The organism is Streptacidiphilus sp. ASG 303, assembly GCF_020991365.1.
GTDB lineage: Bacteria > Actinomycetota > Actinomycetes > Streptomycetales > Streptomycetaceae > Peterkaempfera.
This window is the reverse complement of the sequence record NZ_JAJLRA010000007.1, coordinates 180,136-199,757: the sequence shown is the minus strand read 5'-3', so window position 1 is coordinate 199,757 and position 19,622 is coordinate 180,136. Positions and strand designations below refer to the sequence as shown.

Below are 19,622 nucleotides of genomic sequence, written 5' to 3'. Positions count from 1 at the left end.
GACGGGGCGGGAGGAACGCCCGCACCGGTGCGGGCCGCTGACGAGGCGGTGCAGGATGCAGTTCGACGACCAGGCGGGACTGGACACCTCCCAGGTGGAGGACCGGCGCGGGATGTCCGGCGGGCGGGTCGCCGTGGGCGGCGGCGTGGTGGGGATCGTCGGGCTGCTGCTCGCCCTGCTGCTCGGCGTCGGGCCGGACCAGCTGGGGCTGACCGGCGGCTCCCCGGGCGGCCCCGCGCAGCCGACGACGGCGGGGGAGCTGTCGCAGACCTGCCGCACCGGCGCCGACGCCGAGCGGCGCGAGGACTGCCGCATCGTCGCCGTCGTCAACAGCGTCCAGGCCTTCTGGACCGGCGAGCTGAACCGGCGCGGCTACCGCTACAGCCCCGCGCCGACGGTGTTCTTCACCGGCAGCGTCAACACCGCGTGCGGCACGGCCGGCTCCGACGTGGGCCCCTTCTACTGCCCGGGCGACCGCAAGGTCTACCTGGACCTCGGCTTCTTCGACGAGCTGCACAGCCGCTTCGGGGCGAACGGCGGCCCGTTCGCCCAGGCGTACGTCGTGGCCCACGAGTACGGCCACCACGTGCAGGACCTGCTGGGCACCATGGACCGGGTCGGCGGCGACCGGCAGGGCGCCGACAGCGCCTCGGTCCGGCTGGAGCTGCAGGCCGACTGCTACGCCGGGGTGTGGGCGAAGCACGCCGAGGACACCCCGCAGCCCTCCACCGGGCGGCCGCTGATCAGCGGCATCACCCGGGCCGACATCGCCGACGGGCTCGACGCGGCGGCGGCGGTCGGCGACGACCGCATCCAACAGCGCTACCAGGGCCGCGTCACCCCGGACACCTGGACGCACGGCTCCTCGGCGCAGCGGCAGCAGTGGTTCACCACCGGCTACACCACCGGCGACATGGCCCGCTGCGACACCTTCGGCGGCCGCTGAGCCCGCCGTGGGACGGGACGGCGGCCCGGACGCGCCGGAGCTGCGCGCGGACGGGCGGACGGTGGCGTACGCGCGGGCCGTCGCCGAGCTGCTGGAGCGCAGGCACCCGGGGCTGGTGGTGTCGCGGACGGACCGCTCGCTGCGCGGCGGCCGGGTGCTGGTGGACTGGGCCCGGAACAACGCGGCCAGGACCACCGTCGCCCCCTGCTCGCTGCGCGCCCGCGCCCTGCCGACCGTCTCCACGCCCCTGGCGTGGGACGAGGTGGAGGCCTGCCGGGAGGCGGAGGAGCTGCGGTTCACCGCGCCGGACGTGCTGGAGCGGGCGGAGCGGCGGGGCGACCCCATGGCGGAGGTGCCGGGGACGCGGCAGCGGCTGCCCCGCGCCCCCGCCGCGGCCTCCTGACCTGACTGCCGGGCCCCCGGGCCTGCCGCTCCCCCGGCCCGCCGGCGCCCTGACCTCCCGGCCTCCTGTCCTCCCGGCCCGCTAGACGAGGCCGGGCGCCTCCAGGGTGAGGGTGGCGGCGTCGGCGTCCAGGACGGCGGGCACGCCGAGCGGCACGGTGAGGGTGGACGGGCCGTGCCCGAAGCCCAGCTCCTCGACGACGGGGACGCCGAGCGGCCCCAGGCGGTCCAGCATCAGGGCGCGGACCGCCTCGGCGGGCCCGCAGTCCTGCCAGGAGCCGAGGGCGACGCCCGCGACGCCGTCGAACACGCCGGAGCGCAGCAGCTGGGTGAGGATCCGGTCCAGCCGGTACGGCTCCTCGCCGACGTCCTCCAGCAGCAGGACCGCCCCCGCGAAGGACGGGCGGGCGTGCGGGGTGCCGCGCTCGGCCGCCAGCAGGCTGGCGCAGCCGCCCGCGGTGATGCCGCGGGCGCGTCCGGGCACGAGGGTCGCGGCGGTGGGCGAGGTGAGGACCAGCGCCGACTCCGGCTCCATGAGGGCGCGGCGCAGCCCCTCGGCGGTGGGCCCGTCCTTGACGAAGGTGAGCGCGGCGGCCATCGGCCCGTGGAGGGTGGCCAGGCCGAGGCGGACGGCGAAGGCCTCGTGCAGGGCGGTGACGTCGCTGTAGCCGACGAACGCCTTGGGCGGGGCGGCGCGCAGGGCGTCCCAGTCCAGCAGGTCCACCATGCGCTGGGCGCCGTAGCCGCCGCGGGCGCAGACCACCGCGGCCGTGCCGGGGTCGAGCCAGGCGCGCTCCAGGTCGCGGGCGCGGTCGGCGTCGGTGCCCGCCAGGTAGGGGCGGCCGGGGTCGACGTCGGTGGTGTGCGGGGCCACCTCGACCTCCAGGCCCCAGGAGCGCAGGAGGCCGCAGCCCAGCGCCAGGCGGTCGGCGGGGACGGGCCCGCTGGGGGCGACGACGGCCACCCGGTCGCCGGGGACGAGGCGGCGGGGGCGGGCGAGCGGGCGGAGGGGGGCGGTCATGGGCTCCTGCCGTGGGGGTCCGGGTGTGGGTGTCCGGGTGTGGGGGCCATCGTGCCACCGACGGCGGGACGGCGCCGGTGCGGTCCGGGCCGCGGGCCGCCGGGCGGCGGTGCGGGGGCGGTGCGGTGCGGGGGCGGTGCGGGAGTGCGGTGCGGTGCGGCGGCGGTCCGGACGCGGGGTCAGCCCGCGGTGGTCAGGAACCTGTCGAGGACGCGGGCGCCGAAGTGCAGGGCGTCCACCGGCACCCGCTCGTCCACGCCGTGGTACATGCCGTGGTAGTCGAAGCCGGGCGGCAGCCGCAGCGGGGAGAAGCCGTAGCCGGTGATGCCCAGCCGGGAGAACTGCTTGGCGTCGGTGCCGCCCGACATGGAGTACGGCACCACGTGGGCGCCCGGGTCGTGGGCGAGCAGCGCGTCGCGCATGGCGGCGAGGACGGGGGCGTCGACGGGCGCCTGGAGCGGGACCTCCCGGTGCTGGAAGGCCCACTCCACGTCGGGCCCGGTGAGCTCGTCGAGGACGGCGCTGAACTCCTCCTCGCCGCCGGGCAGCACCCGTCCGTCGACGGCGCCGGTGGCGGAGCCGGGGATGACGTTCACCTTGTAGCCGGCCTGGAGGACGGTGGGCGCGGCGCTGTTGCGCAGGGTGCCGGCGACCAGGGCGGCGGCCTCCGGGTCGAGGCGGGCCACGAAGGCGTCCACCCCCGCGCCCGACGGGTCGTCCAGGCAGGCGGGGTCGAGCGGGGTCCCGGTGGCCTCGGCGAGGGCGAGCAGGGCGGCCCGCACCGTGGGGGTGAGGCGCAGCGGCCAGCGGTGGGTGCCGATCCGGGCCATGGCGGCGGAGAGCCGGGTGACGGCGTTGGAACCGTTGGGCTTGGAGCCGTGGCCGGCGCGGCCGGTGGCGGTGAGCCGCAGCCAGGCGGTGCCGCGCTCCCCCGCCGCCACCGGGTAGAGGCGCTGCCCGGCCGCGGTGTGCACGGTGTAGCCGCCGGACTCGCCGATCCCCTCCGTGCAGCCCTCGAAGAGGTGGGCGTGGTGCCCGGCCAGCCAGGCGGAGCCGGCGGCGGCGCTGTCCTCCTCGTCGGCGGTGAAGGCCAGCACCACGTCGCGGCGGGGGCGGCGGCCCTCGCGGGCCCAGGCGCGGACCACGGCGGCCGTCACCGCGACCGTGCCCTTCATGTCGACGGCGCCGCGCCCCCACACCTCGCCGTCGCGGACCTCGCCGGAGAAGGGCGGGACGCTCCAGTCGGCGGCCTCGGCCGGGACGACGTCCAGGTGGCCGTGGACCAGCAGGGCGGGCAGACCCGGCTCGGCGCCCGGGACGCGGGCGACCACGTTGGCCCGGCCGGGGGCGGACTCCAGCAGCAGGGGGTCGAGCCCGGCCTCGGCGAGGAGGCCCGCGACGTACTCGGCGGCGGGGCGCTCCCGGCAGTCGCCGCCGCCCCGGTTGCTGGTGTCGATGCGGATCAGCTCGGAGGTGAAGCGGACGGCCTCCTCGCACGTCGGCGCGCCGTCGGCGGCGGGCCGGGCCGCCGGGGCGGCCCCGGTCGGGCGGACGGTCCCGGTCGGGCGGACGGTCTCGGTCATGCCGCGGTCCCCTCGGTCGTGGCTGCTCGCTCCCGGCCACCGTAACCGCCGGGGGCGGGACGGGCAGCGCGGCCGGGGCCAGGTTCACCGGGGCCGTGCATCCGGTGGAGCCGGAGGGGCGCGGCAGGGGGCGACGGGTGACGGCCGGGTGCGGCGGTTCACGCGAAGGTGTCGCCGGATGTCCCCCGTGAGGGGAAATCACGCCCTCTGTCCGGTACGGCGGTTAGGGTCGTGAGGGCGGTCCGCGGCGCCCGGCGCCGGTCCGCAGCACCCGTCACCGAGGAGTCCCGATGCCGCTGGGCCGTCTGCTCCCGGGCCGCCCCACCCCGGACCGCCCCACCCCGGACCGCCCCACCCCGGACCGGCCGCTCCCGGGGCACTCGCCCGGGGACCGCGCGCCCGAGGACGGCCCGCCCGGGGGCCGGCCGTCCGGACGCCCGTCCCCGTGGCGGCGGGCCGCGCTCCGGGCGCCCTCCGGCCGTCCGGCGCGGGTCGCCGCCGCCCTGCTGCTGCTCGCCGCCGCCGCGGTGCCCCTCGCCCTCGTGGCGGACCGCGCCCCGGGGCCGCAGGCCGCCGACCCGGCCGTGTCCGCCGACGGCCTGCCCTCCTCCGACGGCCCCGACCTCACGGCGGTGCCCGACCACGACGTCCCCTTCGGCGCCTTCCTGGGCTCCTGGGAGGACGGCGTCCGGTCCATCGGGCCGCTGGCGCAGTGGCTGCACGGGGCCGACGTCCGGGTGGGCCACACCTACCTGGCGGGCAACGACTGGTCCGACATCGAGGGCGACACCCCCGCACTCGCCCTGTGGAGCCGGTGGCGGCAGGCCGAGCCGGACCGGATGCTGGTGCTCAACGTGCCCCTGCAGGCCGGGAACGAGGACGGCGCCGGCGACGACGAGGTCCGGGACCTGATCCACCGCGGCGCGGACGGGGAGTTCGACGGGCACTTTCTGACGCTGGCCCGCAGGCTGGTGGACCTGGGCGCGGGCGACACCGTCCTCGTGCTCGGCTGGGAGATGAACGGCACCACCTACAACCACCGCTGCGGGCCCGACCCCGAGGCGTGGCGGGCCTACTGGCGGCGCGTCGTGGGGGTGATGCGCTCGGTGCCCGGGCAGCGGTTCCGCTTCGACTTCGCGCCGAGCCGCGGCCTGGACGCGGTGCCGTGGACGCACTGCTACCCGGGCGACGACGTGGTCGACGTGATCGGCATGGACAGCTACGACCAGGACCCCGGCGACACCTTCGACGACTACGTGGCGCAGCCGTACGGGCTGCGCCGGCAGGTGGAGTTCGCCGCGGCCCACCGCAAGCCGGTGTCCTACCCGGAGTGGGGGCTCTTCCGCCACGGGGACGACCCGGAGTTCGTCCGCCGCATGGTGGGGTGGATCCGCACCCACGACACCCTCTACCAGACCGCCACCGACTACTGCCCGCACGGCTTCTGGCAGTGCGGTGAGAACCCCCGCTCCAGCGAGGTCTACCGCGAGCTGCTGTCGGCGCGGCCGGGGGCGTCGGCGGCGGCTCCCCCGGAGGCCTCCCCCGGCCCGCGGCCCTGAGCCGTCCCGTCCCCCCGGCGGGGGGCGCGCAGCTCCCGCAGCCGGGTGCGGAGCGCCTCCAGCCACGGCAGGCGGGTGCGGGCCGCCCGGGCGGCGGCGCAGCGCAGCCGCACCGCGCCCGCGTGGAGCGCGGCGGCGGGGGCGAGGCGGCCGCCGAGGACCAGGCGCTCGTTGCGGTCCAGGTCCGGGCGCCAGCGCTGCTTGTACGGTTCGGTGCCGCGCAGCAGGCTGAGCACCGGCACGCCGTCCCGCAGGGTGCGGGCCAGGGACTCGCCGAAGAGCAGGCCCGCGATGTCCAGGCGCTGCCGCAGGCTCGGGTGGGCCCCGTACATGTAGAGGCCCGCGACGGCGGGGGACAGCAGCAGGAGGTTGACGGCGACCAGCTCGCCGTCCAGGCGGTACTCCTGGACGGAGGCGCGGCCGGCCGCGACCATGCCCCGGACGGCCTCCCGCAGGTGGCCGCCGAAGCGCTCGCCGAGGTGCTCCGGGGTGGCGCCGCGCCCGCGCCACTGGAGCTCGTGCAGGCGCAGCATGGCGTCGACGGCGGCGGGCGCCCCGTCCGCGGGGACCTCGCGGACCTCGACCCCCGCCTCCGCGATCCGGCGCTGCTTGACCCGGTTGCGCTGGGCGGTGCGGCCCGGCAGGCGGCGCAGCAGCTCCTCCATGGGGAGGGCGGGCAGGTGCTGGCAGACCGAGTCGGGCAGGCGGCGGACCCGGCCCGGCCAGTGGGCGGGCAGCCGCTGGGCGGCGCCGTCGGGCCGCAGCTCGCGCAGGTCGGTGACGGTGCGGGGGAAGCGGGCGCGCAGGGCGGCGGCGAGCTCGGCGGCGGCGCGGTCGGCGCAGGCGTCGTCCAGCAGCACGTCGTTGTAGTCGCTCACCCCGGCCCCCACCGGGACCAGCACCCGGTACGGCGTCCGGCGGACCGTCAGGGCGGCCGCGGCGACCAGGCGCCCGTCGCGGCGGACCAGCAGCAGGCGCAGCCGGCCGGGGCGGCCGTAGGCGCGCCACCAGGACGCCAGCCAGGCGGCGGACTGGAAGGAGGTCGCGGTGCGGCAGCGGGCCGCCAGGGCGTCCCACTCGGCGGCCAGCTCGTCGAGGGCGCCGTCGTCGCGGCGCACCTCGGCGGTCCAGCGGGTTGCGGGCGTGCCGTCCGGCGGCGCGGCGTCCGCGGGGCGCGGGCGGACGGCGCCGGCCGGGGCGGGGGTGCGGCCGGGGAGCAGGGCCGTGGCGTCCTCGGTCACGCGCGGCTCCGGGTGCGGGCGGCCGCCCCGGCGGCGCGGGTGCGGGTGGCGGAGGGCGCGTCGGCGGCCGGGGGCGCCTGCTGCCCGTCGGGGACGGGGACGGGGGCGGTGCCGGCCCCGGGCGCGGCGTCCTTCCCGAGGACCGGCTTGGCGGCGGGCGTCCCGGAGAGGGCCGGCTGGGCGACGGGGGTGCCCGTGGAGAGCCGCTTCGGGACCCGGGGCTTCGCGGGCCTCTCGGCGGCGGGCTTCACGGCGGCGGACCTAGCGGCGACGGACTTCGCGGCAGCCGGCGCCTCGGCGGCGGCCTTCACGGCAGCGGACTTCACGGCGGGCTTCGCGGCGGACGGCTTCGCGGCGGACGGCTTCGCGGCGGACGGCTTCACGGAGCGGGACTTCGGGGCCGGACCCTTCGCCGGCTCGGACGGCGCGGGCTCGGACGGCGCAAGCTCAGACGGCGCGAGCTCGGACGGCGCGAGCTCGGACGGCGCGGGCTCCGGCTTCGCGGCGGCCGCCCTCCCCGCCGCCCTCCCGGTCGTCGGCCCGGCGGCCGGGGTCCTCGCCCCGTCCATCGCGGCGGACGTCTGGGCGGCGGGCTCCCCGGCCGCCCGGACGGCTGCCGAGGGGGATGCCTCCCCGGCCGGCCCGGCGGCGGACCCGGCCGCCGGCACCGCGGGCTCCGGTGCCGCGGCCGCCGGCCGCGGGACGGGCACGGCCGCGGGCGCGGCCCCGGCCGGCGCGGTGGCGGGCCCGGAGCCCGCGCCCTGACGGGCCGCCATCACCAGCCCGCCGAGCAGCAGTCCGGCCGCCGCGCCCACCGCGACGTCGATCGGCGCCGCGGGCGAGGAGGGCTCCGTGGGCGAGGCCGCCGGGGCGAAGTCGACGAGCTTCACCCGGGTCTCCCCCGTGGTGCCGTTGCCGAACCGGACCAGGGAGCGGGCCACGGCGTTGGCGGACCCGGCGGCGGCCTGCGGGCTCGGCGCGGTGCCCCGGACCTCGATCACCGGGGCGTCCGGGGAGGTGGTGCCGCCCACCTGGTCCGCGAGGGCGGCGCTCGTGGTGCCGATCTCGGCGGCGGCGCCGTACAGCACCTGGGGCTGCGTCACGAGGCGGCCGTACGCCTGGGCGTAGTTCACCGCCGCGGCGGGGTCGGTGGCGTTCTGCGGCACCACCAGGACGTAGGCGCTGGCGCTGTAGGAGGGGGGCGCGGCCATCGCGTAGGTGCCGCCGGCGGCGGCGCCGAGCGGCACGGCGAGCAGGACGGGCCACCAGCGGCGGGCGGGGCGGCCGGCGGGGTCGCGGGGTTCGGCGGTCATGTCGGGTCCTCGTCGGGTGGGGGGTCGGCAGGGTCGGGGTGGGTCGGCGGGCCGGTCCGGGAGCGGGCCGGCTCAGCGGCGGGCCGGCGCGGGTGCCGGGCGGCGCGGGGCGCCGACCCGGTCGTACAGGGCGCCGAGCCCGGCGGCGGTGCGGGCGATGTCGTAGTGGTGCACCGCCGGCGGCTGGGGCAGCGGCGGCGGGCGGCGGCCCGCGGGGGCGGCGAGGGCGTCCGCGTACGCCGCCGGGTCGGGGGGCAGCCGCCGCGCGCCGGGGGCGGCGCCGGGCGGCAGCCGGTCCAGGGCGGGGCAGCTGCCGTAGCGGACGGGCAGTCCGGCGGCGAGGCCCTCCAGGACGGCCAGCCCGAAGGTCTCGGCGTCGGAAGGCGCGGCCAGCACGTCCACGGCGGTGAGCAGGTCGGGCACGTCGTCGCGCTCCCCGGCGAACACGGTGCGCCGGGCCACGCCGGCGGCGCGAGCGCGGGCCTCCAGGGGGGCGCGTCCCGGCCCGTCGCCGACGAGCAGCAGCCACGGCTCGCGGCCCGCGGCGCCGCCGCCGGCCGGACGGCGGGCGGCGAGCAGGGCCAGGGCGTCGACCAGCACGTCGAAGCGCTTGCCGGGGACGAGCCGGCCGACCGCGCCGACCACGTGGGCCTCCTGCGGCAGGCCGAGCCGGTCGCGGAGCGTCCGCCGCAGTGCGGCGCGGGCGGCGTCCGGGCGGACGTGGCGGGCGGCGTCGACGCCGTTGGGCAGCACCTCCAGCCGGTGCGGCGGCACGCCCCAGGCGGCGAGCCGGTCGCGGACGTCGTCGGAGACGGCGACGGTGGTGCTGCCGAGCCGTTCGGCGGCCAGGTACAGGGCCCGGACGCCCCGGGTGGCGGGGCGGCCCTCGATGCACCCGTCCAGCAGGGAGTGCTCGGTGGCGACCACGGCCCGCACTCCGGCGAGGCGGGCGGCGAGGCGCCCGTACAGGCAGGCCCGGTAGAGGTGGGTGTGCACGACGTCGAAGCGGCCGCGGCGGACGAGCCCGGTGAGGCGGGGCAGCACGGCCGCGTCCCGGTTGCCGCGCATGCCGAGGTGGTGGACGGGCGTGCCGTCGGCGCGGATGCCGTCGGCGACCGCACCGGGGGCGGTGAGCACCGCGACCTCGCACCGGTGGTGACCCGGCAGGTGGCGCAGCAGCAGCCGCAGCTGCTGCTCGGCGCCGCCGGCCCGCAGTCCCGTGATGACGTGGAGGACCCTCACCGGGCGCCGCCCTCCGGCCCGGCGCCGCCGTCCGGGCGGAGGCGGCCGGCCGCGCCGCGCAGGTCGCGCAGCAGGTGCCGGGCCCGTTTGGCGTGCAGGCGCAGCGGCCCGTCGCGGTCGCCGACGTACGTGCGGGGCAGGGCGTGGCGGCCGGTGAGCGGTCCGTGGGCGATGGCGCAGGCGTGGTCGTAGCCGGCAGCGCGGACGGCGGCGGCGGCCCGCGCGTCCACGGCGCCGTAGGGGTAGCAGAAGCCGGTGACGGGGACGCCGGCGACGTCCTCCAGGAGCTCGCGGCTGCGGGCGGTCTCGGCGGCGAGCGCGTCGTCGCCGAGGCCGGTCAGGTCGGTGTGGAGCAGGCCGTGGGAGCCGATCTCGACCCCGGCCGCGGCGGCCTCACGGACCTGGTCCGCCGTCAGCAGGGGCTTGCGGGGGCCGTCGGGGTCCCAGGCGTTGTCGCCGCCGAGGCGGCCGGCGACGACGTAGACGGTGGCGGTGAAGCCGCGGGCGCGCAGGACGGGCACGACGTGGTCGAGGAGGTCGGCGTAGCCGTCGTCGAAGGTGAGGCCGACCAGGCCGCGGGCGCGGCCGTCCGCCGCCGCCCGCAGCAGTTCGCCGACGCCGACGCCGCGCAGGCCGCGGGTGTGCAGCCAGCGCATCTGGGCGGCGAACCGCCCGGGGGACACGGTGAGGAGGTAGGGGTCCTCCTCGTAGGGGGCGACGGAGTGGTACATCAGCGTCCACGGCGTCCCCGGCGTCCACGGCGGCGCGGCGAGCGGGGGGCGCGGTTCCGCGGCGGGCGCGGACGCGGGCGGCGGGACGGCGGGCCCGGGAGCGGGCGGCACGCCGGGTGCGGCGGGTGCGGCGGGTTCAGCGGCCATGGCGGCGGCCCCTCTCGGCGGCGGTTCGCAGGACGCGCCCGGCGGCGCGCAGCGGGGTGCGCAGCTCGGGTGCGCCGAGCGCGGCGGCGGTGGCGGTGAAGACGGCGGCGACGGCGGCGCCGCCCAGCAGGACGGCGGGCACCGGGCGGGGCCCGGCGAGGGAGGCGGCGGCGGTGCCGGCGGCCGCAGCGGCCGCGGCGGCGGCGGCCAGCCGGGCCTGCCCGGCGAGCACGGCGCGCAGGCGCAACGGGATGCCCCGCAGCCGCAGCCCGTGCAGGAGGAGGGCGGCGGTGACCGCGATGCCCGCCGCGTCGGCGGCGGCCACGCCGGGCGCCCCGGCCCGGGGCGCGGCGGCGGCGCCGACGCCCGCCGTGACGACCAGTCCGAGCAGCATGGCGGCGACCGGGTACCAGTCCAGGCGCGGCCGGGCCGCGCCCGGCGGCTCGGGCGTGCCGGCGATCCGGACGGCGGGCCGGGTGGAGAAGAACGGCCGGACCAGGGCGCCGGTCATGGCCTGGGCGAGCAGGCCGAGGCTGTACACGCGCATCACGCCGGCGGTGGCGGCGGTGTCCTGCGGTCCGAAGGCGCCGCGCTGGAAGACGACCGCCACGACGGCGGGCGCGCAGGCCAGCAGGAAGGCCGTGCCGCACAGGACGACGGCGCCGACCAGGCCGAGGTCCTTCTCGACCCGGTCGCGGGCGGCCCGCAGGTCGCCGTCGGCGACCGCGCGGGCGACGAGCGGGAAGGTGACGGTGCAGATCAGCAGGGAGGCGGTCATGGCCAGCTGGGCGATCTTGGCCGCGTAGTTGAGGTGCGAGATGGTGCCGGGCGGCAGCTCGGAGCCGAGGTACCGCTCGACGAACACCTGGGACTGCCGCGCGAGGGAGAAGGCGACGACGGGCAGCAGTACCAGCGGGCTGAGCGAGAGCGGCCCCGCCGGGCGGCCGGCGGCGCGGGCCGCCGGGATCCCGGGCGCCGGGCCGGTGCCGGTGCCGGTGCCGCGCAGCCGGCGGAGGAAGGGCGGCAGGAGCAGGGCGGTCATCAGCACGCTGCCGAGGGCCACGCCGGCGGCGGCCGCGGTGACGCCGAACCGCCGGTGGCAGGCGGCCAGGAGGCCGAGGATGCCGAGGTTGTAGACGACGGTGACCGCGGCGGGGGCGGTGAAGCGGTGGTGGGCCCGCAGGGCGGCGCTGAGGTAGCCGGTGACGCCGAAGGGCAGCACGGTGAGCGCGGTGATCCGCGTGCAGCGGACGGCGAGCGCGGGGTCGGGCAGTCCGGGGGCGAGCAGGTGGACGAGCTGCGGGGCGCCGGCGGCGACCGCCCCGGAGAGGGCGGCCAGGGCGAGGCAGAGGCGGGGCAGGGTGGCGGCGACCAGGGCGCGGACCGGGTCGGGTGCGCCGGGGCGCGCGGCGCGGTCGCCGCGGGCGGCCAGCGCGAGGCTGAAGGCGGGGACCATGAGGAAGGCCATGGCGTCCTCGATGAGCAGCGGGGACGCGGTCTCGGGCACGGTCCAGGAGACGAGGAACGCGTCGGTGCCCTCGTCGGCGCCGAAGTAGCGGGCGAGGAGCAGGTCGCGCAGCATCCCCAGCAGCGAGCCGGCGGCGGTCAGCAGCGCGGTGACACCGAAGGCGCGGGCGACGAAGGACGCGCCGGCGGTCGGCGCGGCCGGATCCGGGGCTGCGGACGCCGCCGGGTCGGCGGCGGACGCGGGCTGGCCCGCGGCGGCGGGCGGCGGGCCGGGGGCGGCGGGTGCGGCGGGCGGTGCGGCGTCCTCCGGCGCGGGGGCGGCGGCCGGGACGGGGGCCGGGGCCGGTGCCGGGACCGGGGCTTCCTCCGGGGCCGTCCCGGCGGCGGCCGGGACGGGGAGCGGGGACGCGGGCGGGTTCGGACGGGCGGTCACCGGAGGGCGTCCTCCCCCGCCGGTCCGGGCGCCGCGGGCAGCGCCCACCGGGCGGCGAGGCCGAGCACGACCGAGGTGAGGACCGTGGTGGTGCCGCCGATGTCCGCGTACAGGAAGTCCACGAGCTGCCAGACCAGCAGCCCGGTGGCGGCCGGACCGGCGGCGCCGCGCACGCCGCCGCCGGTCCGGCGCAGGCAGCGCACGAGCAGCACCAGGCAGAGCGCGGCGTGGGCGAGGAGGCCGAGCAGGCCCTGCTCGCTCAGCACCAGCAGGTACATGTTGTGGGGGGAGAGCAGCGGCTCGCGCCGGAAGCCGGACGCGGCGTCCTCGGTGTCGCTGCCGGAGGAGAGCCGCAGCGGGGCGTGGCCGTCGCGCTCCTGCGGGAATCCCTTGGGGCCGGTCCCGGTGACGGGGTGGTCGAGCCAGATGCGCCCGGCGGTGGTCCACAGGTCGTAGCGGTCGCTCACGGACTGGTCGGGGTCGGCGGAGACGGTGGCGATGCTGGCGAGCCGCGCCCCGACGCCGTCCTGCCCGCCGCCGACGCCGCCGACGCCGCCGGACACGCCCAGCAGCACGGTGGCGGCGGCCGCCGCGGACGCGGCGGCGCGCAGGGCGAGGCGGGCGTCGGTGCGGAGCAGCACGACGGCGACGGCGGCGGCGCAGGCGATCCAGCTGCCGCGGCTGAAGGAGAACGCCAGCGGCAGCGTCAGCAGCGCCGCGGCCGCGTACAGGGCGCGGCGGGGCCACCGGTGGCCGGGCGTGCCGCGCAGGCCGAGGGCGAGGCCGAGGGCGGCCAGCAGGCCGAGGGAGACCACACCGGACATCGCCATGACGTCGAGGGCGCCGAAGGTGCCCACCGCACGGACGGGCCGCCCCGCGTAGGAGGCGCCGGTGCCCGTCAGGTACTGGTGGACGCCGACGGCGCCCTCGGCCAGCGCGGCGGCGACGAGGGCCCCGAGGACGAGATGGAGGTCGCGCCGGTCGCGCAGCGCCAGCAGCACGGCGGCGGGGACGAGGACGAAGACCTGGACCAGGCGGACGAAGCCGGTGAGCGCGGCGGCGGGGTCGAGGGCCGTGGCGGTGGCGGCGGCCGCGGCGGCCGCCACGCCTCCGAGGAGCAGGCAGGCGAGCGGGGGCGGCGCGGTGCGGGACCGGCCGCGCAGCAGCGGGACGGCGGTGAGCGCGACCAGGACGAGGGAGGCGACGTCGGCGGCGGTGACGTGGACGGCGGCGGCGACGTCCTGCGCCCCGCCGGGGGCGGGGAGGCAGACGAGCAGGACGGTCGCGGCGGCGGCCAGGGCGGGCCGGCGCAGCAGGTCGAGGGCCAGGTCCCGGAGGGGGCCGGGAGCGGGTGCGTGCACGGTGGGCGCGGGCGAGGAGGAGGCGTGTGCGGAGGGGGCGCACGCGGGGGGCGGCTCCGGGAGGCCCCGGGGCGGCGCGGGTGCGGTGGCGGCGGCCTGCACGGCGGTCAGCTCCCGTCCGGGCGGATCAGCGAGGCGGCCGTGCGCAGCAGGATCTTGACGTCCTGCCACAGGCTCCAGCTCTCGATGTAGTGGTTGTCGAAGCGGGTGCGGTCCTCGATGGAGGTGTCGCCGCGCAGCCCGTGGACCTGGGCGAGGCCGGTGAGGCCGGCCGGGACGCGGTGCCGGTCGGCGTACTCGGGGTGGGCCTGGGTGAAGCGCATGACGAAGTACGGACGCTCGGGGCGCGGCCCGACCAGGCTCATCTCGCCGCGCAGCACGTTCCACAGCTGGGGCAGCTCGTCGAGGGAGGTACGGCGCAGGAGGCGGCCGACGCGGCCGACGCGGTGGTCCTGGGCGATGTTCCAGCGGGTCGCGGACTCGTGCTCGTCGGCCGGGCGCAGGGTGCGGAACTTCAGGAGGGTGAACGCCCGCCCGCCGAGCCCCACCCGCTGCTGGCGGAAGAGGACCCCGGGACCGTCGTCGAGCCGGACGGCGAGGGCGCACAGGGCCAGCAGCGGCGCGGCCAGCACGAGCAGGACGGCGGCGGCGGCGACGTCCAGGGCGCGCTTGGCGGCCCGCCGCACGGTCTGGCGGCCGGGCCGGCCGAGCCGCAGGCAGGGGAAGCCCCACAGGTGGTCGCCCTGGGCGGGCCTGCGCTGACCGTGCAGCAGGGCGCCGTACTCGCGCAGCCCGGGCACCAGCCACAGGTCGCAGCCGAGGCGGGCGGCGGCGCGGATCGCGGCGGCGGCTCCGGCGTCGGCGTCCTCGGCGGCGACCACCAGGTGCCGCACCCCGCGGCGCCGGACCTCCCGCTCCAGCACCTCGCACCCGCCGAGCACGGGCACGGGGAGCCCGTCGGGCAGCGGCACGGGGGCGGTGTCCAGGTGGCCGACGGGCCGCATGCCGTACCGGGGGTGCTCCAGGAGGGTCGCGGCGACCTGCCGCCCCAGCCGTCCGGCTCCGACGACCAGGACCGGCCGCGGGTCGCGGCGGCGGATCCGCAGCAGGGCGGCGTGGGCGGCGGCGCGGGCGAGGACGACGAGGACGGTGTACGCGGCCAGCAGCCGCAGCAGTCCGGTGGCGGTGTCGAACGGCGGCCACGTGCGGCCGAGGCAGCCGGCGAGGGTCGCCGTGAGGGCGGCGGCGACGGCCGCCCGGCCGGCGAGGGCGGGCAGCTCGTCGAGGACGGAGGGCGACAGGCGGCTGCGGTGGAGTCCGCCGGAGCCGTTGAGCAGGAGCAGTGCGGACAGCAGGGCGCCGGTCGCGGGCAGCAGGTCGGCGAGGGTCCAGGGGCGGCAGTGGGCGGCGAGCACGGCGGTGCAGGCCGCCGCGGCGTCGGCGGCGAGCAGGACGGCGGGGAGGGCGGCCTCGGCCCGGTCGGTGAGGCTGCGGCGGCGGACGGGGGCCGGGGCGGTGGCGGGCGCGGGGGCCGGGGCGGGCACGGAGGGGGGCGGGGCGCCGAGCCGGGGGGCGGCGCCGCCGAACGGTGCGAGCCGTCCGGAACGGGGCGCGCTCTCGTTCTCAATGCTCATCCGCGCACGTACTCCCCTGCTGTGTGCCCTGGTCCGGGTCGCTCCGGTCCGCCGGGGCGGCCCGGGTGGGACCCGCCGCCCCGGTCGGTCCCCGTCCGCCGGGCCGCAGCCGCGGGACGGGTACCGGCAGAGCCAGACATTCCAGACAGTACCGACGATTTTTGGACAGGCGGTCAGTTGACTTGCCCTTTCACCCGGCTGCCATTCATCCGGTGCACGCTCCCGGGGTCCGGGCGCGGCGGGGTCCGGCGCCCCGGCGGCCTCCGGCGCCGCCGCCCGGACGGCCGCCGACCCGCGCCCCTCCCCCGGCGGCGCGCGGGGGCGCCGCCGGACGGCTGCACGCCCCGGCCGGACGTCGCCCGCCTCCCCGGGGGGCGTGCGCGCCGTCCAGCAGGGGCGCGCGCACCCCTCGCGGAGGCGGGCACTGGAGAAACGATCAGGACGGCGGCCGGGACACGGGCCGCCGGGACACGGGCGGCGGGCGGCCGGGCGGGCCGCGACCGCCCGGAACGCCGTCCGATCAGGCGCGGGCCGGGCCCGGGGCCTGACGGAGGTTCACCCGGACGGGGCAGGCGGGACGGGCCGGGCGGACGAGCCGCCGCCCGCCAGCAGCTCGCGGTAGAGGGCGCCGACCCCGGCCGCCGTCCGCGTCACGTCGTGCCGGGCCGCGACGTGGCCGCGGACCGGCCCGCCGCGGCGGGCGCACCCGGCGCGGTCGCCGAGCGCCGAGGCCAGCGCGTCCGCCAGCGCCGGCGGGTCCTCCGGGGGCACCAGGGCCCCCGGCAGCTCCCACGGCGGCAGGCACTCGGCGGCGCCGGGCACGTCGGTCAGCAGCACCGGGCGGGCCGCCGCCATGGCCTCCAGCGGCGCCAGCGCCATCCCCTCCCACCGGGAGGGCAGCACCACCAGGTCGGCCGCCGCGCACCAGGGGCGCGGGTCGGGCACGTCCCCGGCGAACAGGACCGGCGCGCCCGCGGGCAGCAGCGCCGCACGCGCCTCCAGGGCCGGCCGGTCGGGGCCGTCGCCGACCAGGGCGAGCCGCGCGTCCGGCACCCGGCCCAGCACCCGCGGCCAGGCCGCCAGCAGCAGGTCCTGGCCCTTCTGCCGGCACAGGCGTCCGACGCAGACGGCGAGCGGGGCGAGCGGGTCCAGGCCGAGGGCCCGCCGGGCCAGGCGGCGGTCGGCCTCGCCGGCGGCGGTGTGGCGGTCCAGGTCCACACCGTTGGGGACCACCTCCCAGCGCCGGGCCCGGATCCCGGCCGCCAGCCCCTCGCCGCGCTCCCGCTCGCTGACGCAGAGCACGGCGTCGGCCCAGCGGGCGCCCAGGCGCTCCCAGCGCACGGCCGCGGCGGCGACCGGCCCGGTGGCGGCGGCGAAGGACCAGGCGTGCGGCTGGAAGACCGTCGGGACGCGGCCGCGCACGGCCAGGCGCCCGGCGAGGCCGGCCTTGGCGCTGTGCAGGTGGAGGAGGTCGGGGCGGGCCCGGTCGACGATCCGGCCCAGCCGCCGGGCCTCGGCCGGGACCGAGGGCCCGGGGGCGCGCCGCGCGGGCCAGGGCAGCACCCGGGCGCCGGCCCGCGCCGCCTGCTCGGCCAGCCGCCCGCCGGGCGGGCAGGCCACGGCCACGCGGTGCCCCTCGGCGGCCTGGCTCCGCACCAGGTCCACCGCCACCCGGGCGACCCCGCCGTCCACGGGCTGGGACACATGAAGGATCGTCACGTCCACGTCCGTAAGGCTAGGTTTGCCCGCCTCCGGGACGGTGCGCCGTCACCCGCACGGGGGACCGGCGGGCGCGCCGGGGGGCCGGACGCGGCGGCGGGCGGCGGGCGGCGGGGCACGGCGTGCCGGAGCGGCCCGGCCGCCGGGGGGACGGGCCCCGGCGGCCGCGGACCGGCCGGCCGGCGCGGGTCAGTCCGGGCGGTGGGAGAGGTGGAGGTCGCGCTCGGTGTCGCCGTCCTCCAGGCGCAGCGCGGTGGCCACCGGCGGGTAGCCGCTGGCGATCACGGTGTACTCGCCCGGCTGGAGGTCGCCGAAGCGGAAGGAGCCGTCGGCCCCGGTGGTGACCGCCGCGACGACCGTGCCCGCGGGGTCCAGCAGCGTCACGCGGGCGTCGGCGACGGGGTGGCCGCCGGAGGTGCGGACGGTGCCGCGCAGGGTCCCGCTGCCGGCGAGGGCCACGTCCTGGCGGGTCTCGCCGCTGGGGGCGACCGCGACGGCCAGCGCGGCGGGCCGGTAGGCGCGGGCGCTGACGGCCAGGGTGTAGTCGCCGGCCACCAGGTCGCGGAAGTGGTACGCGCCGTCGTCGTCGGTGTGGCCGGTGGCGACGACCTCGCCGCGCGGGTCGGTGAGGACCACGGCGGCGCCCGCCACCGGGGCGCCCTCGGTGCTGCGGACCGCGCCGCCGAGGCGGCCGGTGCCGCCGAGCACCACGTCCAGGTCGACGGGACGGCTGCCCACGGCGACCGTGACGGCCTGCGGCTGGTGCCCGGACGCGGCGGCGATCAGCACGTAGTGGCCCGGGCGGGGGGCGGCCATGGCCCACCCGCCGTCGGGGCCGCCGACGGCGCGGGCGGCCTGGCGGCCGTCCCGGTCGATCAGGGTGAGGACGGCGCCGGGCACGGCGGACCGGTCCGGCTCGCGGACGGTGCCGCGCAGCGGCACGCCCGGCGAGGGGTGCCCCGCGTCGGGCGCGGCGCGGTCGGCGCCGGAGAGGGCGGTCGCGGCCCGGACGGCCGCCCGCACGGTGTCCCCGGCGGTGTCACGGCCGGTGTGCCCACCGGCTTCGCGGCCGGTGCCGTGGTCGGCGGCCGGGACGGCGGGGACGGGCTCGGCGGCCTGGGACGGCACGGCGGAACCGGGGGCCGGCTGCATGGCCAAGGGTTTCTCCTTCAGCAGGAAGGCGAGGACGAGGCCCAGCGCCAGGACGGGCACCAGGTACAGGAAGATCCGCGGCATGGCGTCGGCGTACGCGGCGACGTACGCGTGGTGCAGCGGCGCCGGCAGGGCCCGGACCAGCTCCGGGGTGATGGAGTCGGTGTCGGGCAGCGCGGGGCCGCCGGTCCCGGCGGCGGGCAGGGCGTGCGCGAGGCGGTCGGTGAGCCGGGCGTGGAAGAGGGAGCCGAAGACCGCCGCGCCGACCGAGCCGCCGATCTGCCGCAGGTAGTTGTTGGCGGAGGTCGCGGTGCCGATCTGGCGCGGGGGCACGGAGTTCTGCACGGCCAGCACCAGGACGGGCAGCGACAGGCCGACCCCGAGGCCGAGGACGGCCATGGCCCCGGCGGTGACCGCGTACGGGGTGTCCTCGCGCAGCAGTAGGCCCAGCAGGGCCATGCCGGCCGTGGAGAGCGCGCCGCCGAGGACCGGGTAGGCCTTGTAGCGGCCGGTGCGGCTGATCAGCTGGCCGGAGCCGATGGAGGCGAGCACGATGCCGCCCATCATCGGGAGCATCAGCAGCCCGGAGCGGGTGGCGCTGGCGCCGTCCACCATCTGCAGGAAGCTGGGCAGGTAGCTGGCGGCGCCGAACAGCGCCACGCCGACCACCACCCCGATGCCCCCGGCGACGGTGAAGACGGGGTCGCGGAAGAGGCGCATGGGGATGACGGGCTCGGCGGCGGCGCGCTCGGCGAGGACGAAGAGCGCCAGGCAGCCGAGGGTGGCGCCGCCGAGGCCGAGGATCACCGGGTCGGTCCAGCCGTACTCGGTGCCGCCCCAGCTCGTGGCGAGGACCAGGCAGGTGGAGGCGGCGGCCAGCAGCAGCGCCCCGGCCACGTCGAGCCGGGGCCGGCGGGCGGGCCGGGCCAGGCCCCGCAGTCCGACCAGGGCGACGAGCAGGGCCACCGCCCCGATCGGGATGTTGACCCAGAAGCACCAGCGCCAGCCGGGCCCGTCGGTGAACCAGCCGCCCAGCAGCGGCCCGGCCACGGAGGAGATGCCGAAGACGGCGCCGATCAGGCCCATGTACCGGCCGCGGTCCCGCGGGGGCACGATGTCGGCGATGATCGCCTGGACGCCGATCATGAGGCCGCCGCCGCCCACGCCCTGGACGGCGCGGAAGGCGATGAGCTGGTCGATGGTGCCGCACCAGCCGGCGAGGGCGGAGCCGGCGACGAAGACGGCGATGGCGAACCGGAAGACCCGGGCCCGGCCGAAGAGGTCGCCGAGCTTGCCGTAGAGGGGCAGGACGACGGTGGAGGCCAGCAGGTAGGCGGTGACCACCCACGACATGCGGTCCAGGCCGTGGAGTTCGCCGACGATCCGCGGCAGGGCGGTGGCGACGATGGTCTGGTCGAGGGCGGCCAGCAGCAGGGCGAGCATCAGGCCGGCGAAGACCAGGCGCACCTGACGGGGCGTCATCGTCTCGGCGGCGGTCTCGGGCGGGCGGACCGCCGGTGCCTGGGGTGCGGCCTCCATCACGGACATGCCGTGGATGATGGCAGCCGGCGGCACGCTCCCCGAACCGGTCGTATCGTCGGGCTTACCGCCGCGACCGGCGCGGATGCCGCTTTCGGCCGCCCCGGGGCGCCGCGGTTTCACCCGCACGGG

14 protein-coding genes are annotated in these 19,622 nt (G+C 79.5%); 3 read left to right on the top strand and 11 right to left on the bottom strand.

Annotated elements, in window-relative coordinates:
• Positions 1-55: 55 nt before the first annotated feature.
• The gene (locus LO771_RS12600) at positions 56-946 is read left to right on the top strand and encodes a neutral zinc metallopeptidase (protein ID WP_230651439.1); all 891 of its coding nucleotides are present in this window, start codon (positions 56-58) and stop codon (positions 944-946) included.
• Positions 947-953: 7 nt separating this feature from the next.
• Positions 954-1,349: a hypothetical protein gene (locus tag LO771_RS12595; RefSeq protein WP_230651436.1), complete on the top strand. Its 396-nt coding sequence runs from the start codon at positions 954-956 to the stop codon at positions 1,347-1,349.
• 81 nt (positions 1,350-1,430) lie between these two features.
• On the opposite strand, the gene LO771_RS12590 is transcribed toward LO771_RS12595, so the two are convergent.
• Together LO771_RS12590 and LO771_RS12585 are read right to left on the bottom strand one after the other, a co-directional pair.
• Positions 1,431-2,369 (bottom strand): LD-carboxypeptidase, encoded by a 939-nt coding sequence (locus tag LO771_RS12590; RefSeq protein ID WP_230651433.1) that lies wholly within the window; start codon positions 2,367-2,369, stop codon positions 1,431-1,433.
• Between the two features lie 179 nt (positions 2,370-2,548).
• Complete coding sequence (locus LO771_RS12585) at positions 2,549-3,952, bottom strand: M20/M25/M40 family metallo-hydrolase (protein WP_230651430.1); 1,404 nt, start codon at positions 3,950-3,952, stop codon at positions 2,549-2,551.
• A gap of 290 nt (positions 3,953-4,242) precedes the next feature.
• Between LO771_RS12585 and LO771_RS12580 the strand changes: the two genes are divergently transcribed.
• Entirely contained in the window at positions 4,243-5,511 is a 1,269-nt protein-coding gene (locus LO771_RS12580; RefSeq protein ID WP_230651427.1) for a glycoside hydrolase family 26 protein, read from the top strand.
• On the opposite strand, the gene LO771_RS12575 is transcribed toward LO771_RS12580, so the two are convergent.
• The 9 genes from LO771_RS12575 to LO771_RS12530 form a co-directional block, all read right to left on the bottom strand.
• Positions 5,433-6,752: a GNAT family N-acetyltransferase gene (locus tag LO771_RS12575; protein ID WP_230651424.1), complete on the bottom strand. Its 1,320-nt coding sequence runs from the start codon at positions 6,750-6,752 to the stop codon at positions 5,433-5,435. The two genes, LO771_RS12580 and LO771_RS12575, sit on opposite strands and share 79 nt — an antisense overlap.
• Positions 6,749-8,065: a Wzz/FepE/Etk N-terminal domain-containing protein gene (locus LO771_RS12570; protein ID WP_304944800.1), complete on the bottom strand. Its 1,317-nt coding sequence runs from the start codon at positions 8,063-8,065 to the stop codon at positions 6,749-6,751. The genes LO771_RS12575 and LO771_RS12570 overlap by 4 nt, the downstream gene beginning before the upstream one ends.
• A 72-nt stretch (positions 8,066-8,137) precedes the next feature.
• Positions 8,138-9,307, bottom strand: a complete 1,170-nt coding sequence (locus tag LO771_RS12560; protein WP_230651420.1) for a glycosyltransferase — start codon at positions 9,305-9,307, stop codon at positions 8,138-8,140.
• On the bottom strand, positions 9,304-10,038 hold the full coding sequence (locus tag LO771_RS12555; protein WP_230651655.1) for a polysaccharide deacetylase family protein: 735 nt from the start codon (positions 10,036-10,038) through the stop codon (positions 9,304-9,306). Before LO771_RS12555 ends, LO771_RS12560 begins: the two co-directional genes overlap by 4 nt.
• Positions 10,039-10,174: 136 nt before the next feature.
• Positions 10,175-12,085: a lipid II flippase MurJ gene (locus tag LO771_RS12550; RefSeq protein WP_230651419.1), complete on the bottom strand. Its 1,911-nt coding sequence runs from the start codon at positions 12,083-12,085 to the stop codon at positions 10,175-10,177.
• A complete protein-coding gene (locus tag LO771_RS12545) occupies positions 12,082-13,548 on the bottom strand; it encodes an O-antigen ligase (RefSeq protein WP_230651417.1) in 1,467 nt (488 codons plus the stop codon). The genes LO771_RS12550 and LO771_RS12545 overlap by 4 nt, the downstream gene beginning before the upstream one ends.
• A 5-nt stretch (positions 13,549-13,553) precedes the next feature.
• Positions 13,554-15,080, bottom strand: a complete 1,527-nt coding sequence (locus tag LO771_RS12540; protein ID WP_230651415.1) for an exopolysaccharide biosynthesis polyprenyl glycosylphosphotransferase — start codon at positions 15,078-15,080, stop codon at positions 13,554-13,556.
• Positions 15,081-15,635: 555 nt separating this feature from the next.
• Complete coding sequence (locus LO771_RS12535; RefSeq protein ID WP_230651412.1) at positions 15,636-16,799, bottom strand: glycosyltransferase; 1,164 nt, start codon at positions 16,797-16,799, stop codon at positions 15,636-15,638.
• A 189-nt stretch (positions 16,800-16,988) separates the two neighbouring features.
• Complete coding sequence (locus tag LO771_RS12530) at positions 16,989-19,499, bottom strand: MFS transporter (RefSeq protein WP_374228158.1); 2,511 nt, start codon at positions 19,497-19,499, stop codon at positions 16,989-16,991.
• Positions 19,500-19,622: the final 123 nt, after the last annotated feature.

Coding starts and splice junctions, on each gene's coding strand:
- LO771_RS12600 (WP_230651439.1), top strand. CDS start 56: ATGCAGTTCGACGACCAGGCGGGACTGGACACCTCCCAGGTGGAGGAC.
- LO771_RS12590 (WP_230651433.1), bottom strand. CDS start 2,369: ATGACCGCCCCCCTCCGCCCGCTCGCCCGCCCCCGCCGCCTCGTCCCC.
- LO771_RS12585 (WP_230651430.1), bottom strand. CDS start 3,952: ATGACCGAGACCGTCCGCCCGACCGGGACCGTCCGCCCGACCGGGGCC.
- LO771_RS12580 (WP_230651427.1), top strand. CDS start 4,243: ATGCCGCTGGGCCGTCTGCTCCCGGGCCGCCCCACCCCGGACCGCCCC.
- LO771_RS12570 (WP_304944800.1), bottom strand. CDS start 8,065: ATGACCGCCGAACCCCGCGACCCCGCCGGCCGCCCCGCCCGCCGCTGG.
- LO771_RS12555 (WP_230651655.1), bottom strand. CDS start 10,038: ATGTACCACTCCGTCGCCCCCTACGAGGAGGACCCCTACCTCCTCACC.
- LO771_RS12540 (WP_230651415.1), bottom strand. CDS start 15,080: ATGAGCATTGAGAACGAGAGCGCGCCCCGTTCCGGACGGCTCGCACCG.
- LO771_RS12530 (WP_374228158.1), bottom strand. CDS start 19,499: ATGTCCGTGATGGAGGCCGCACCCCAGGCACCGGCGGTCCGCCCGCCC.